This is a genomic window from Amycolatopsis sp., from assembly GCF_036008905.1.
Lineage (GTDB): Bacteria > Actinomycetota > Actinomycetes > Mycobacteriales > Pseudonocardiaceae > Amycolatopsis.
This window is the reverse complement of record NZ_DASYMU010000144.1, coordinates 62,232-77,929: the sequence shown is the minus strand read 5'-3', so window position 1 is coordinate 77,929 and position 15,698 is coordinate 62,232. Positions and strand designations below refer to the sequence as shown.

Annotated in this window: 12 protein-coding genes; 7 read left to right on the top strand and 5 right to left on the bottom strand. The window is 68.6% G+C overall.

All coding sequences use genetic code 11. From position 1 onward, the window contains the following. Positions 1-295: 295 nt before the first annotated feature. Complete coding sequence (locus tag VGP60_RS25545) at positions 296-1,081, bottom strand: DUF2470 domain-containing protein (RefSeq protein WP_327550623.1); 786 nt, start codon at positions 1,079-1,081, stop codon at positions 296-298. A gap of 124 nt (positions 1,082-1,205) precedes the next feature. Between VGP60_RS25545 and VGP60_RS25540 the strand changes: the two genes are divergently transcribed. Continuing rightward, positions 1,206-2,096 (top strand): hypothetical protein, encoded by an 891-nt coding sequence (locus tag VGP60_RS25540; protein WP_327550622.1) that lies wholly within the window; start codon positions 1,206-1,208, stop codon positions 2,094-2,096. Continuing rightward, positions 2,093-2,719, top strand: coding sequence for an IclR family transcriptional regulator (locus VGP60_RS25535; RefSeq protein WP_327550621.1), 627 nt, complete (start codon positions 2,093-2,095; stop codon positions 2,717-2,719). The genes VGP60_RS25540 and VGP60_RS25535 overlap by 4 nt, the downstream gene beginning before the upstream one ends. Before the next feature lie 153 nt (positions 2,720-2,872). Here VGP60_RS25535 and VGP60_RS25530 read toward each other — a convergent pair whose 3' ends face one another. Both VGP60_RS25530 and VGP60_RS25525 read right to left on the bottom strand, forming a co-directional pair. Further along, positions 2,873-3,529, bottom strand: a complete 657-nt coding sequence (locus VGP60_RS25530; RefSeq protein ID WP_327550629.1) for a DUF998 domain-containing protein — start codon at positions 3,527-3,529, stop codon at positions 2,873-2,875. A gap of 134 nt (positions 3,530-3,663) precedes the next feature. Further along, the gene (locus VGP60_RS25525; RefSeq protein WP_327550628.1) at positions 3,664-4,248 is read right to left on the bottom strand and encodes a TMEM165/GDT1 family protein; all 585 of its coding nucleotides are present in this window, start codon (positions 4,246-4,248) and stop codon (positions 3,664-3,666) included. A 240-nt stretch (positions 4,249-4,488) separates the two neighbouring features. Between VGP60_RS25525 and VGP60_RS25520 the strand changes: the two genes are divergently transcribed. The 5 genes from VGP60_RS25520 (at position 4,489) to VGP60_RS25500 (ending at position 12,558) form a co-directional block, all read left to right on the top strand. After that, positions 4,489-5,445 (top strand): S41 family peptidase, encoded by a 957-nt coding sequence (locus tag VGP60_RS25520; RefSeq protein WP_327550620.1) that lies wholly within the window; start codon positions 4,489-4,491, stop codon positions 5,443-5,445. 78 nt (positions 5,446-5,523) lie between these two features. Beyond that, complete coding sequence (locus VGP60_RS25515; protein ID WP_327550619.1) at positions 5,524-7,029, top strand: cytochrome ubiquinol oxidase subunit I; 1,506 nt, start codon at positions 5,524-5,526, stop codon at positions 7,027-7,029. A 194-nt stretch (positions 7,030-7,223) separates the two neighbouring features. Then, positions 7,224-8,231 carry a cytochrome d ubiquinol oxidase subunit II gene (gene cydB, locus VGP60_RS25510; protein WP_327550618.1) on the top strand — a complete coding sequence of 336 codons (1,008 nt, stop codon included), beginning with the start codon at positions 7,224-7,226 and terminating at the stop codon, positions 8,229-8,231. Next, positions 8,228-11,416: a thiol reductant ABC exporter subunit CydD gene (gene cydD / locus VGP60_RS25505; RefSeq protein ID WP_327550617.1), complete on the top strand. Its 3,189-nt coding sequence runs from the start codon at positions 8,228-8,230 to the stop codon at positions 11,414-11,416. Before cydB ends, cydD begins: the two co-directional genes overlap by 4 nt. A gap of 8 nt (positions 11,417-11,424) precedes the next feature. Continuing rightward, positions 11,425-12,558, top strand: a complete 1,134-nt coding sequence (locus VGP60_RS25500) for a GAF domain-containing sensor histidine kinase (protein WP_327550616.1) — start codon at positions 11,425-11,427, stop codon at positions 12,556-12,558. 10 nt (positions 12,559-12,568) lie between these two features. On the opposite strand, the gene VGP60_RS25495 is transcribed toward VGP60_RS25500, so the two are convergent. Together VGP60_RS25495 and VGP60_RS25490 are read right to left on the bottom strand one after the other, a co-directional pair. Then, complete coding sequence (locus VGP60_RS25495) at positions 12,569-13,195, bottom strand: response regulator transcription factor (protein WP_327550615.1); 627 nt, start codon at positions 13,193-13,195, stop codon at positions 12,569-12,571. A 130-nt stretch (positions 13,196-13,325) separates the two neighbouring features. Next, positions 13,326-15,683 (bottom strand): helicase-associated domain-containing protein, encoded by a 2,358-nt coding sequence (locus VGP60_RS25490; protein WP_327550614.1) that lies wholly within the window; start codon positions 15,681-15,683, stop codon positions 13,326-13,328. Between the last annotated feature and the right edge of the window lie 15 nt (positions 15,684-15,698).

The following is a 15,698-nucleotide window of genomic DNA, read 5'->3' as shown; positions in this document are numbered from 1 at the left end:
AGGGTTTCCGCCGGAGCTGGCTTGAGATTGGCAGCCCGGCTTTCGGCGGGTCTGCGCGCTGACGGTTTCGCGTCGCCAGGGCGTGACTACCAGCGAAAGTCGCGGTTTGTGGGTCTGCGCCCTGCCGCCGCGAAACCGTGGGCCTTCGGCCAAAAGAGGGCGCGCGTTGTGGTTGTTTCGCCTGCCGCCCAACGGGTTTACTGCGATAGCTCGAGACTTAGCGGCCGCATGAGTGCGGTAAAAGTGGACCGGGTTTGTGGTTGGCCACGCAAGTCTTGACTCGAGGTGGGGGTAGCTATTGCTTTAGGAAGGGGCAGCCGACTAGGCGGCGTAGTTCTACGGCTAGTTGTGGGGGGCCGTCGACGGGGCGGCTGAAGGCCAGGCGGACGTCGTGGTCGCCGCCTTCGGCTTCGACGCGGAGGCGCAGGCCGTAGCGGTCCAGGCCCAGTGGGCGGATGCGGCCGTCGCGCAGTGCGGGCGGGAGGTGCTTCGCCAGTTGCTCGACGACGTCGGAGTGGTCGCTTTCCAGGTGCCGGAGCCAGTTGGCTTCGTAGTCGTGGAAGGGGTCCGGCGACGCGGCGCTGAACATGTGCGGGCGCAGCGAGTGGGTGCCGTCGGCGTCGGCCAGCACCAGTGACGCGGGGGTCAGGCGCAGCAGGGTCATGCCGTGGCCGATGTCCAGGAGTCGGTGGTCGGGGCGCGTTTCGGCGATGGAGATCGCGCGGGCGCGGGCGGCGACGGCGTCGAGGGGGCGTAGCCAGCCGGTGATCCAGAGGAGGCCGCGGATCGGCTCACGCAGGTCCACCGGCGCGTGGTCGGCCAGTTCGAACATGACCGCGAGTTCGTGCCGCTGGGTGGTTTTGGTGGCCGCGACCAGCGGGTGGTCGTCGGGCAGCAAAATACTGACACTGCCGCTGACGTGCACGTGGTGCATGGCCGGCACAACACGTTCGGTGTCGCGATCGGTGCGTTCCACCGTCGGCATGAGGGTCGCCGGCCCGTTGCGGGTGGCGATCGTCTTGGCGCGTTCGGCGGGATTCGGTGCCGGCGGGCGGCGGATGGATACAGGGGCCTCGGTCACGGCTCACCTCCTAGTTAGGTGAGGCTAACCTGTGTTGCTCGTCTTGGGAAGTGGCGCGAACCAGGTGGGGGTTTTGGCTTCCCGCTGGAAAAAGAACGTCCGCTGAACGGACGATTTTGTCCTGATGTCGTACGCTACTAGCGTGTCAGTCGTGTCAAGCGCTGTCGAACTCACTCCCCCCGGTCCTCGAGGAATCCCTCCCCTGTTCGCGCGGCTAGTCGACGACTCGGCGCTCTTTCCGCCAGGTGAAGCGACGATGCCCGAAGCGCTGCGGACGCATTTCGAAACCCGGGGCGGTGAACATGCCGGTGTACTGGGGGTTTTCCTCTGTCAGGCTTCGAGATTGCCGGAGCTGATCACCGAGTTGATCAAGATCAAGCCCAAGAAGCCACTGCCGTTCTCCTTGATCATCGACACCGGCCTCGGTGGCGTGCCGAAGGCGATTTCGATCGTCGAGTCGCGCAACGAGCTGCTCGATCTGCGCATGGTCGAGATGCCCGCCCCTTCCGACGTCGACGAGGTGTGGCTGGAGCGGGTTTCGGAGTTCGTGCCCGAGGACGTCATCCGGGTCGTCGAGCCGCGGCGCGGGGTCGGCTGGCTTGACGGCGTGCGCAAGGTGATCGAGCACGGGAGCCGGCCGAAGATCCGCTGCGGCGGGCTTTCGAGCGAGAACTTCCCCAGCGTGGACGAGGTCGCGGACTTCCTGGCCGTGGTCAGCGGGTTCACCGGGGCGTCGTTCAAGGCGACGAACAGCCTGCACCGGGCCGTGCGCCACACCGAGGAGAGCGGAGTCGTCTGTCACGGCTTCCTGAACATCCTGGTGGCCTCCGCGCGGTGCCTGTCCGGCGGGGACGTGCGCGCCGCGCTCGAATCCACCGACGGCGAGGCGCTCGCGAAGGAAGCACGCGCACTGTCCGACGAAGCCGCGAAGACCGTGCGTGAGCTCTTCGCCTGCTACGCGGCGGCGTCCTTCGACGAGCCGGTCGCCGATCTCGGAGAACTCGGGCTGCTGTGAGTGAGGGGTCGCTGACCCTCGACCGCGGGCTGGCGCTGCTGCAGGCCGTGGCCGACGCGGGGGGTGAGGCGGCGACCATTTCCGAGCTCGCGGTCACGATCGGGGCGAGCCGGGCAGCGGTGTACCGGCTGCTCGGGCCGCTGTCGGAGCGCGGCCTGGTGTGGCGCGACGGGAACAAGGTGCGGCTCGGGGTCGGCCTGCTGCGGCTGGCTGATCAAGTGCTGCCACAGCTTCGGCAGGCCGCACACCCGGTGCTGCGCGAGCTGGCCGAGAAAGTCGGCGCCACGACGCATCTGACGGTCGCGCAAGGCAGTCAGGCGCAGGCCGTCGCCGTCGTCGAGCCCTCCTGGACGAGTTTCCACGTCGCGTACCGCGTCGGCAGCAGGCACGCGCTGACAGCGGGGGCCGCGGGCAAGGCGATGGGGATGCGGTCGTCCGAGCAGGGCTGGGCGACGTCGACGGGAGAACTGCAGGCGGGCGCGTCCGGCGTCGCCGCGCCGGTGCGGGGAGTGCCGGGCCTGCGGGCGAGCGTGGGCGTGCTGTCGATGGAGCCGCTGGACGCGAAGGTCGTCGGGCCTCAGGTCGTCGCGGCGGCCGCCGAGCTCACCGCTGTGTTGCGCTGAGTGCCCGTCTGTGAACCCGCGACGCGATCTCGTCGCCAGGGCGCGCTTTGCCGAGTCAGCTCGCGTTTTGCTGATCGGCGCCCTGCGGCCGAGATAGCGTGCCTTCGGCCAATGCGGGTTCGTGCACAGCATTTACGCAGGTCGGCACGGCTCTTAGACGACCTTGAGCAGCGGCCGGATCATCGTCGTCAGCAGCGCGAGGTCGATCAGGAAGAGCGTCCGCTCGAAGAGCCCGAGCGCGACCTCCGGATGTGCGGGCGAAGTGCTCACGATCCAGACGAAACTGGCCAGCACCACGACCAGGCTGACCGCGCTGGCCACCGCGAGCCGCCGGATCGTCCTCCGACGTGGATCCCACGGGCATTGCGCGTTCGAACGCCTGGTCAGCAGCCATCCGGCGGCGGGAAGCGCGATGAACGCCAGTACCGCGCCGTAGTTGTGCACCTGGCCGCTGAACGAACGCGCGGCGCCGTCGGGGTCCACCGGGAAGACCGCGACCACGAACAGGCCGGCGCACCACAGCCCGAGCAGCACCAGCACCGGAGTCGCGCGGCGGGCCTTCGCGATGCCCGCCCACAGCGCGAGCGAGCCGAACGCCAGTGCCAGGCACATCGCGCTGAACATCGGCGCCGCCGAAGTGCCGGCGCCGAGATGGCCGTAGACGTACTCGCTCAGTGTCTGCCAGATCGGGCTGACCTGGCCGGAGAGCCGCAGATGCAGGTCGACCGCGAGGGCGACGGCCACGGCTATACCGGCGACCGCGAGCCGCCCGTGGATGGGCGAGACCGCGGGTACCGGTACGGCGTTCAGAGTGGCTCCTGGGATACACGATGAGGGCAAGGAGCCTCGGCGGCCATCGCCGGTTCACCTTGCCCTCATCTGGACGTCATCCCAGGTTACCGAGTGAACCTGTGAAAAATATCAACGCGGGTGGCGCGGACGATTCAGAAGAGCTGTGCGACCGCGAAGAGCGAGAACCCGGCGAACACGAACCCGGCGACCCGCTGGATCAGCTTCGGGCGGATGCGGCTGCGTACCTTCTGGCCGATGAACACGGCGAGCCCGGCGACGGAGACCAGTGCGACGAAGGCGCCGACACCGACCGCGAACGGATTCCCCAGCTTCGCCGCGAGACTGGCCGTGGCCAGCTGTGAGGCGTCGCCCCACTCGGCGGCGAACAGCACGCCGAACGACGTCATCGCCGAGCGCAGGAAGGTCGCCGGCGACGGTCCGGAGCGCGATCCGTCTTCCAAACCGTCGGTGCCGGGGGCGAAGCCCTCTCGCAGCAACATGAATGCGCCGATACCGAACATAACGGCGACGCCCGCGGCGACGAGGGTTTCCGGAAGCAGGGTCAGGAAACTGCCGAACAGGACCGCGATCACACACTGGATGGCGAATGCGGCGCAGACGCCGACGAATACCGGCCACGCGCGGAAACGGGTGGTGAGAATCAGGGTGGCGACCAGTGTCTTGTCCGGTAGCTCAACGGCCAGTACCAGGCCAAACGTGGTGATCAAGGCCAACATCGCGGCAGACATCTGTGTGTTCACTCCCTTTCACTGCAACGATAAAGGAAGCGTTCAGAACTAGGCAAGCTGATACGTTTTCCGAATTGCGGGTTTTGGTAACGTCGGCGGCAATTCACTGGCATGACTGACAATTTATTTCGGCATGCCGAATTCTCTTTTCCGGCTGCGGTATGGTGCCGTGACGCCCATCGAGGGCGGTTGCGACGAGTACCTGACCTGGCGTGCGGAGGAGATCCGATGACCGACCGTTCCGGGCACATCGACGAGGTGTGCCACCGGCTGAAACGCCACTACATCTTCCCCGAAGTCGCTGAGCAGATCAGCACGTTCCTGCGGAGCAGGTTCGCGGCCGGCGCCTACGACGGGCTGGACGACGAGTCGTTCGCGCCGCTCGTCACCACGGACCTGCAGTCGGTCAACGGGGACAAGCACGTCCGCCTGCGGTACCACCTCGACCCGGTGCCGGACAGCGACGAAGAAGCCTTCGATGTTGATGCCTACCGCGCCGAAGCGGCTCTGAACGCCTACGGCATCGCGCGGGCCGAGCGGCTCCCCGGCAACATCGGCCATCTCGACACCCGGAAATTGTACGAAGCCGCGTCCGCCGGTCCGGCCATCGCCGCCGCGATGGGCCTGCTGGCGAAGACCGACGCGCTGATCATCGACGTCCGGCGCAACGGCGGCGGCGACCCGGACACCGTCGCGCTGCTCTGTACTTATCTGTTCGACGGGGAAAAGCACCTCAACGACATCTACTTCCGCGAAGGTGACCGCACCAAGCAGTTCTGGACGCTGCCGTACGTGCCAGGGCCGAAGTACGGCGAGCGCAAGCCGGTCTGGGTGCTGACCGGGCCGAACACCTTCTCCGGTGCCGAGGATCTGAGCTACACGCTGCAGCAGCTCGACCGCGCGAAGACCGTCGGCGAAGCCACGAAAGGCGGCGCGCACCCGCGAGGGCAGTACAAGGTCGACACGCATCTCGACGTCACGGTGTCCTACGCGCGGTCGATCAACCCGTACTCCAAGGGGAACTGGGAAGGCGGCGGCGTCCAGCCGGACATCCCGATGCCCGCGGACGACGCTTTCGACGTCGCCTATCGGTTGGCTCTGGAACACGTGCTGGCGCTGGGCGACACCGGTGTCCGCCGCCTGCTCGCGGACGAAGCCAGGCTCGCGCTGAGTGAGTTGAGCTGATTATCGGGACCTAGGTCCCGCCATGATCAGGACCACTAGAACTGGCGGGAGACCTGCGGACAGAGCAGCCTTGACCTCGTGGACGTACTGGAGCTCGCGCGGTGGCAATTCGGCATCACCACGGTCTACCACTTTCTGATGGTCCCGCTGACCATCGGACTTTCCGTGCTGGTCGCGGGGATGCAGACCGCGTGGGTGCGTACCGGAGATCGACGTTACCTGAAGATGACCAAGTTCTGGGGAAAGCTGCTGCTGGTCAACTTCGCGATGGGCGTGGTGACCGGCATCGTGCAGGAATTCCAGTTCGGCATGACGTGGAGCGAGTACTCGCGCTTCGTCGGTGACGTGTTCGGGGCGCCGCTGGCGATGGAGGGGCTGATCGCCTTCTTCATCGAGTCGACGTTCCTGGGGTTGTGGATCTTCGGCTGGGACAGGCTGTCGAAGCGGGTGCACCTGGCGTGTGCGTGGGCGTTCTCGCTGGCGACGATCGCTTCGGCGTACTTCATCCTCGCCGCCAACTCGTGGATGCAGCACCCGGTCGGGGTCGACTTCGTGGACGGCAAGCCGCGGATGAACTCGATCTGGGCGGTGCTGACGAACAACACCGCGCTGGCCGCGATCCCGCACACCGTCGCCGGTGCGTTCTCGGTGGCGGCGGCGTTCTTGGTGGGTGTCGCGTCGTGGCAGCTGTGGCGTCGCCGCAACGGTGACGACGAGCACCGCGCGGTTTGGCGGTCTTCGATCCGGCTTGGTGGCTGGGTCGGCATCGTGGCCTTCGCGGCGCTGGCGATCACCGGGGACATGCAGGGCAAGCTGATGTTCGAGCAGCAGCCGATGAAGATGGCGTCGGCGGAAGCGCTGTGCCACACCGAAAGCCCGGCGAGTTTCTCGATCATCGCCATCGGCGATGTGGCGGGGGCGAACTGTGAGGACGTCAAGACGTTCACTGTGCCTGCGTTGCTTTCGTTCCTGGCGCACAACGACTTCCACACCGAGGTCAAGGGTGTGGAGAACCTGATCGGCGAATACCAGGCGAAATACGGGACCAACTACCCGAACGATCCCGCGCTGGGCGACCTGGCGGGCAAGCCGATCGACTACGTGCCGAACCTGCCCGTGACGTACTGGGGTTTCCGCGCCATGATCGGGTTCGGCGCGGCCGGGGCCGGGATGGGTGTGCTCGCACTCTGGATGACCCGCAAGAACCGGATTCCTTCAACGAAGTGGTTCCCGCGGATCGCGCTGCTCTCGATCGCGACGCCGTTCATCGGCAACAGCGCCGGCTGGATCTTCACGGAAATGGGGCGGCAGCCGTTTGTCGTGGCGCCGAATCCGTCCGGAATCGACGGCGTGTGGATGTTTACCGCTCGCGCTGTTTCGCAGTTGTCCACAGGCGAGGTGTGGACTTCGCTGATCGCGCTCACGACCGTTTACGCGGCGCTCGGCGTTGTCGAAGTGTTCCTGATGCTCAAGTACGTCCGCGGTGGCGTCGAAGGTGTCATGCCGCCCGACGACCCGAAGAAGGACCCGGATTCCTTACCTGGCAACGAATCCGATGACCAGCCACTAGCCTTCGCCTACTAGGGGAATGTCATGACCGTGCCGACTCCAACACCCACCCCACCCCCCGCCCTCCCAGGGGGCCGGCCCCGCCTCCAGCGTATCGGCACCACCCCCTTTCCGGGTTCTCCGGAGGAAATCTGTGGACAACTCAAAGGCCTGGGGACAACTTCGATGGGACAAGAGGAAATCGGCGTGAACTGTCGGGGGGCTGTGTTATGAGCCTGGAAATCCTGTGGTTCGTCATCATCGCGTTCTTCTGGATCGGCTATCTGTTCCTGGAGGGTTTCGACTTCGGCGTCGGCATGCTGCTGCCGGTTTTGGGGCGGGACAACACCGAACGCCGGGTCATGGTCAACACGATCGGCCCGGTGTGGGACGGCAACGAGGTCTGGCTGATCGTCGCCGCCGGCGCGACCTTCGCGGCGTTCCCCGAGTGGTACGCGTCGCTGTTCTCCGGCGCGTATTTGCCGTTGCTCGTGATCCTGCTCGCGCTCATCGGCCGCGGCGTCGCGTTCGATTATCGCGGCAAGGTCGATTCCGTGCGCTGGCGCAAGAACTGGGATCGCGCGATCATGATCGGGTCGTGGCTGCCGTCGTTCGGCGTCGGGCTGCTGCTCGCGACGACCGCGCTCGGCCTGCCGCTCAACGCTCGCGGTGACCGGGTCGGCAGCGCGTTTTCGGCCGTGCGATGGGACACCGTGCTCGGCGGGCTGGCCGTTGTCGGCTTCGCGCTGGCGCACGGCGCGGTGTACCTGGCGCTGAAAACCGAGGGCGAATTCCGTGACCGCGCCCGGAAACTGGCGTTGCGGCTGATCCCGATCGCGGTGCTGCCGATGCTGGCGTTCGGGATCGTCATGCAGACGCGGTCCGGTTCGGGGTGGACGCTGGTCCCGCTCGTGCTCGCTGTCATCGCCGGTCCGGTGGCGTGGTGGCGGTTGAGGAAGGGGCGTGAGGGGCAGGCGTTCGCGGCGCTCGGCGTGCTCGTCGCCGCGGCCATGGTGACTGTGTTCGGCGCGCTGTACCCGGACGTTCTTCCGTCCACTTTGGACGCTGCCAACTCGCTGACCGTGGCCAACGCGTCCTCCAGCCCGTACACGCTCAAGGTGATGAGCTGGGTCGCGCTGTTCGGCGCGCCGGTGGTGCTGATTTACCAGAGTTGGACGTACTGGGTGTTCCGCAAGCGCATCGGCACGCACCACATCCCGGCGGTCCACGCGCCATGAAAGGTCCGCTCGGCGAGTTACCCACGCTGTCCGCGACCGCGCGCCGCGCCCTGATCTGGGCCGGAGTGCTGTCGTTCCTTAACGCGGGATTGCTGATCGCGCAGGCTTTTCTGCTCGCGGACGTGCTCGCGTCGATCGTGGGCGACCGCGGCGGAAGCTACCCGGGACAGCTGAGCGCTCTGCTCGGTCTGGTCGTGGGGCGCGCGCTCGTCGGGTGGGCGGTGAAGGTCGTCAGCGCTCGCGCGGCAGCCGGGGCGAAGGAAGAACTGCGCGCGCAGGCCGTCGATCACGCGCTGCGGCTCGGTCCGGAGTGGATCGCGACGCGCGGCAGTGGCGAGCTGACGGCGTTGACCACCAAGGGTTTGGACGCGCTCGACGCGTATTTCACCAACTACCTTCCGGCGCTGGTGACCGCGGCCGTGGTGCCGCTCGGGGTCGGTGCCGCGGTGCTGGTCGCGGACTGGCCGTCCGCGGTGATCCTGGTACTCACCGTGCCGCTGCTGCCGATGTTCGCGATCTTGATCGGCAAGTACACCGCGGACCGCGTGACGGCCGTGGCCGACGTCGTCGAGCGGATGTCCGCGAACCTGCTCGAACTGGTGCGGGCGCTGCCGGTGCTCGCGGCGTTCCGGCGGGCCGAAGCGCAGGCCGAGACCGTCCGCCGCGTGTCGGATCGGCACCGGCGAGCGACCATGAAAACGCTGCGTACGGCGTTTTCGTCGGCCTTTGTACTGGAGCTGGCGGCGACGCTTTCGGTGGCGCTGGTCGCCGTGGTGATCGGCGTGCGGCTCGTGTCCGGCGATCTGCCGCTGTCGATCGGGCTGGGCGTACTGATCCTGGCGCCCGAGTGCTACCAGCCGCTGCGGTCGCTCGGGGTGGCGTTCCACGCGAGCGAGGACGGCGTCGAGGCGGTTCGCCGCGTTTCCGACCTGCTCGCGGAACCTGTTGCCGCGGAAGGAACTCTGGTCCCTGACCGGGGTGAGCTGCGGGTCAGCGGGCTGCGGGTCCGGCGGCGGGACGGGTTCGCGCCGGACGGCGAGTCGTTCGTGGTCAGGTCCGGGGAGACGGTCTGGCTGCGGTCGGCGAGCGGCGCGGGGAAGTCGACGACGTTGGGCGTGCTGCTCGGTTTCGTGCGGCCCGCTTCGGGCTCGATCACGGTCGGCGGGGCGCGGCTCGAAGAGATCGACATGTCGGCTTGGCGGCGAGAGGTCGCTTGGATTCCGCAGTCGCCCGCGTTCGCCGGTGGCACGGTCCGCGCGGAGCTCGAACTCGCGGGAGACGCGGAGGCGGTCCTCGACGAACTCGGGCTGCGGGAGTTCGCCGACCGCCCAGTCGGCAAGCTTTCCACTGGTCAACGGCAACGTGTCGCCGTCGCGAGAGCACTGCTCCGCGTCCGCGAAGGCGCCTGGCTCCTGCTGGCCGACGAGCCCACCGCGCACCTCGACGCGGCCAACGCCGAGCGCGTGATGGCCGCTCTCCAACTGGCCGCCGACAACGGCGCCGCCGTGGTCATCGCCGCGCACGACCGGCCCGATGGCGTCACCCTGCTTCCGAATATGTCGACAAGTTCTGAAGTTTTGGCGGGGGCGCCGGGGAAAGTGTCGACACATTCCCCGGTGCGGGGGCTGGTGGATCGACGGCTGGTGGCGGGGATCGGGCTGGGGGCGCTGGCGTTGCTGGCGGGGGTCGCGCTGACGGCGACGTCCGGCTGGCTCATCGCGAAGGCTTCGCAACAGCCGCCGTTTCTGACGTTGACGGTCGCGGTTGTCGGCGTGCGTGCGTTCGGGCTCGCGCGGGCCGGGCTCCGGTACGCCGAGCGGCTGGCGACCCACGACGCCGCGTTCCGGATCGCCGGACGGCTCCGCGTGCAGCTGTGGAACTCGCTGGTCAGGCTCGGTCCGGCGCGGGCGTTGCAGGCCGGGGAAGCGCAACGGCGGCTGGTCGGCGACATCGACACCGTGCGCGATCTGCTGCCCCGGACGGTGACGCCACCGCTGGTCGCCCTGCTGGTCGCGCTGGGCGCGGTCGCGGTGCAGACGGCGTTCCTGCCCGCTGCCGGGCTGGTGCTGGCCGTCGCGATCCTGCTCGGCGGAGTTGTCGCGCCGCTACTGGCGCTGCGGCTGGAACGCCGGGCGACGTCGGCGCTGGCGGACGGCCGGCGCTCGGTGTCCGCGCAGGTGCTGGGACTTTTCGAGTCGGCCGCCGAACTGATTGCCTTCGGGGCCCACGTGGCTCGACGTCGTGAGCTCGCCGCCACCGACACCCGGCTGGTCGCGGCCGCGCGTCGGCAGGCGTTCGGGACGGGCGCGGCGGAGGCGCTGATCACGCTGGTCTGCGGCGCCGCCACGGTGGTGAGCACCGCTCTCGCCGCGCAAGCCGTCTTCGCCGGGAACCTCGACCCCGTGCTCGCACCGCTCCTCGCCTTGGTGCCGCTCGCGCTGGCCGAAGTCCTCGTCACGCTGCCGCCCGTGGCGCAGCACTGGGACACTCTTCGGCAGGCCCGGCTCCGGCTCGCAGAGTCGTATGAACGGTCCCTTCCTACGAAAAAACGCCATGAACGGACCCTTCATGGCATTGGGATCACCGGAGCCGACATCGCCTGGCCGGACGCCGTCCATCCGGTGCTCACCGACGTCGACCTCCACCTTCCGCAAGGTGCGTACGTCGCGGTCATCGGCGAGAGCGGAGCCGGGAAGTCGACGCTGCTCGCCGCGCTCCTCGGTTTCCTGCCGCCGGAAAAAGGCCGGATCGACACTCCGGAGAACGTGTCTTGGGCCCCGCAGGAGCCGCTGCTCGTTTCCACCACGGTCGCCGAGAACCTCCGCCTGGCCGCGCCGAAGGCCACCGACGAAGAACTCCGACGAGCGCTCGACCTTGCAGTCCTCCCCGACGTCGAGCTGGACACCCTCCTCGGCAGCGCGGGCGCGGGCCTCTCCGGCGGACAGGCGCAACGCGTCGCACTCGCCAGGGCGCTGCTCGCCGCGCCCACCTCCGACCTCGTCCTCCTCGACGAACCGACCGCGCACCTCGACGAGCCGACCGCCCGGAAACTGCGGGCCAATCTGCGCAAAGCCCTCGCGGGCCGAACCGTCGTCCATGTCACCCACCAGGCCGGCGAAGCGGCCGACGCCGATCTCGTCTACGAAATACGGGAAGGGCGCGTTATGGCTATGGCACTACGCTGATGGTGCCCATGGATCCCACTCTCGCGGCGCGGGCTTTGTCCGCTGCCACCGAAATCACCACCACCGCGCTGTCGGGCGACGACCCCGGCGCGGTCCTCGACACGGTGGTTTGCCGCGCGGCCGAACTCGCCGAGGCAGACCTCGGGCTGGTCATGGTCCGCACCGACGACGGCACGGTCGTGGTCGAAGCCGCACACGGCGCCGACGCGAGTTTGCAGGGCTTGGTGTTGCCGGCCGATTCCATGGCCGGACGGGTCGCGCGCGGCGGCGAGACGGTCGTGAGCGTCGACTTCACCACCGACCCGCGAACGGCGCCTTTCGTCCCCGACGAACTGCAGGGCTTCGGCCCGTTCGCGGCCGTGCCGTTCGGCACCGGTGGGCGGGTGCTCGGCGCGTTGACGGTGTACCGATCCCGTGGTGCGAAGCCGTTTTCGCTCGCCACCGTCGAGGTGCTGACGGCGTTCGCCGCCCAGGCAGGCGTGGTACTGGCGCTCGCCGAGGGCGCCAACGCCCGCCACCGCGTCACGCTCTACCAGGAGCGCGAGCGCATCGCTCGCGAACTGCACGACGTGATCGTCCAGCGGCTCTACGGCGCCGGGATGCAGCTCGACCGCGTCCGCAAACGCATGCGGAAACGCTTCGCGCAGGCCGATGGCGCCCGGCTCAGCGAAGCCATCGACCAGCTCGACCAGACCATCGAGGAAATCCGCGGCACAGTCCGCGCGCTGCGCTCGCCGGAGCCCGAACGCGAACACGCGCCAGCCACGGACCTCGCCGAGTCCGCTCGCGGGGAAGTCCGCATCGCCGGTGAGCTGCTCGGTTTCCCGCCCACGCTGGAACTTTCCGGCGAACTCGCCGACATCCCGGCCGAGCGCGCGGACCACATCCGCGCCGCGCTGCGGGAGGCACTGTCCAATGTGGTCAGACACTCCGGCGCGACCGAAACCCGCGTGACCCTGCGCCGCGATGCCGAGGGAGTCAAACTTCGCGTCCGCGACAACGGATCGGGCGTCCCGCAAGGTGTCGCGACGCGCGGGCTGCGCCATCTGGCCGAACGCGCGGACACCGCTGGCGGCAAGTTCTTCTTCAACTCCTCGCCCAGCCTCGGCACCATGGTCGCCTTCGACCTGCCGCTCGACTGAGCTGACTGAGCTACTTGCCGCGTCGAGCGACCCAGGCCGCGGCCTGCGTGCGGCGCTGCATCCCCAGCTTCGCGAGCACGGAGGTCACGTAGTTCTTGACCGTCTTCTCCGCGAGGAACAGCTGCTCGGCGATCTCGCGGTTCGAGTGGCCGCGGCCGATCAGGTCGAGCACATCGCGCTCACGCTCAGTGAGATTTTCGAGTTCGTCATGCGGCGGATTCCGCATCTTCTCCAGCACATGCGCTGTCGTCACCGGGTCGAGCAGCGACCGTCCGGCCGCGACCTCGCGCACCGCCGTGACGACGTCCTGCCCGCGGACCTGCTTGAGCAGATACCCGGCGGCCCCGGCCATGATCGCGCCGACCATCGCCTCTTCGTCGTCGAACGCCGTCAGCATCAGGCACTTCGGCGGGTTGGGCCTCGACCGCAGCTCACGGCACAGCGAGACGCCGTCGCCGTCCCCGAGCCGCACGTCGACCACGGCCACGTCCGGCTCGACGTGCATCGCGACCGCCAGCGCTTCGTCCACACTGCCCGCCTCCGCGATTACCTCGATGTCGGGCTCGTCGCTGAGCAGTTCGCGCAACCCGCGCCGCACCACCTCGTGATCGTCGACGAGCAGGACGTGGATCGGCATACGTCGAGGTTACGTGAGCCACTCTGTCCGGCGGTTGGGTAGATGATTCCCGCCCAACGACGCGTTCAGGGCATTGACGAGCCCACCTGACCAAGTCGAGCCTGAGCGCCCAGCCGCCCCGCCGCTGAGGTCAGTCGCCGCCGGGGCTGATGCGGCTCAGTTCCAGCCTCCGGTAGCCGCCGGGCTCGTCGCACCAGACGTCCAGCGTCTCCCCGTGCAGTTCGGGGCTGCTGACCAGCAGTTTCCGCTTCGTGCCGTCGTCTTCCTCGTACGTGACCCACACCGGGAACCCGGTTTCGAGCTGCCAGATCAGCCGCATCCAGTTCCCGCTGCGGTTGCCCGGCATCAGGTTCATCAGTGCCCCGCGCTTGAGCGGCCGCGGCGCCGAATCCGACTCCCGCAGCAGCCGTGCCGCGTGCTCGATCGGATCTTCGACAACGCCAGGTCGCGCCGCGATCGCCAGCGGCTCCACCGCGGCGACCACGGGCTTCTCGGCCCGCACCACGACAGCGCCGTCGGACCCCCGCTGCACCGGCGCGTAACCGGCGTCGCGGAGTGCGGCCAGCGTGGTCACGGCGTCCGCCGACGAAGTCAGCACGGACGGCGCCACCAGCGCGACACCCAGCTTGAGCAGCTTGCGGTGGGCGGCGATCTCGGCCAGCAGGCCCGGGTTGTCGCCGACGATCACCGACCGGACGTCGATCACGCCGACCTCGCCATGCCGCCGCGAGATGTCGTTGATCAGGTACGTCAGCGGCTGCGGGAGTTCACCGCGGGCGACCGAGCCGAGTTCGTCGATCAGCCCTTCCGGCGTCTCGCCGTTGTCCAGGGCGCGCCGGACGGTGGCCGGGCTGAAACGCCAGGTCGACGCCGAGCCCTGGGTTTCCCGGTCCGCCACCCTGTCCAGCAGCGTGGCCAGTTCGGTGCTCGGCGGGCCGGTCACGATCGCTGTCAGGTCGGTGCCGAACAACGCCGTCGCGACGGCCCCGGCGACGAGCTCCTCGGTGGCTTTCCGCAGCGCGTCGACATCGCCGCTGACCAGTGCGTGCCCGAGGTCGCCGACGGCGTTGGACGCGGCCACGCCGACCAAGGTGGCTTCCGCGAGGGACGACGTCACCAGCACGCGCAACGTGTCTTCGTCGACCGTCGGCGCGTGCCAGACCGACAGGTCGCCGAGGGTTTCGTCGTCGATGACCCCGGTGCCCGGCTCGAGTTCGGCGAGCATCCGCACGGTGAGGTGGCGGACTTCGTCGCCCACGTTGCTCGGCTCGTCGTCGAGCACGGTCCCCGGCAGCCGCCACCACGCGTCGAGCAGCTCACGCAGCTGCGCGGCCGAGCTCTCGCCACGCCAGCGCGTGAACTCCGCCGTCGGGACGATCATGGGCGGCGGCACGGGCTTGCGGGACCTGGGCGCGGGCGGCGGCGGTTCCTCGGCGAGCAGCAGTTCGGCTTCGAGCGCGAGTTCGAGGACCAGCAGGATCTCTTCGGTCGTCGCGCCGGTGTCCTTGGTCAGCTTCTTGATCAGGCTTTTGCCGATTCCGCCCGTCTTGAGCAGGGGAAACGGCGCCGATTCGACGACGGTGGTGACCCGGTCGAGCAGGCGCAGCGCGGCCGCGGCCGTCTCCGCCGAGACGCGTTCGGGAGACACCGGCGCGATCCGCATGGCGGGCGGCTGCGGCGTGAACGGCAGCCGGAAGTCCTCACCGCGCAGCGCGAGCCCGATCTCGAGCGGCATCTGCGCGTTGCCGTCGTACCCGCCGACGAGCAGGCAGCGGGCGGCGGCCCAGCTGCTCGGCGTCTCGGTCACGGGCGCGTTGCGGTACGCGCGGACGTAGTTCAGGTCCAGCTTGCGATCGGGGCCGTCGGCGACGAACTCGCTGAGCAACTCGGCGACCCCGGGCGGCGCGTCGGCTACCAGATCGCGCACGCGGGCGCCGTTGCGGAAGAACTCCATGAGGTCGTCGAGCAGCACCTGCCTGCGGGAATCCGAGGACACTCCGAGCCGCCGGGCGATCTCGTCGAGCTGGTGGATGTTCAGCCGGGAAAGCGGTGGCGCCAGCGGATCACCAAGACCGTGCTGGACGTACGAGTGGCCCTTCATCGTCGCCGGCACCTGGATCAGGTTGTTCGCGTCGAGCCAGGCCAGTCCGCGCGCGGTGAGCGGCCCCATCGCGAGCCCGACGTCGACCGCCGACGAGCCCAGCCAGGCCGCGACCTTGGCGAGCGGAACCCCGTTTACCTCACCTAGCGCCCCGCACAACTGCACGGCACATAGGATTTGCAGGCCCGGCGCGGTGAGTTCGCGGGTCGCCGGTGCGACGGAGTCCCGGGTGGAAAGCCGTCGTGCCAGGTCGGCGAGCCGCCGGGGCCAAGGCGCGGCCAGTGCGTCGGGGCGGTTGGTGAGCACCTGCGCCAGCCGTGGTTCGTCGAGTCCGGAAAGCCAGTTGATCAGGTCTTCGTCGGGCTCGGGGTTTTCGAGGTACTGCATTCGACGTCCTCACGG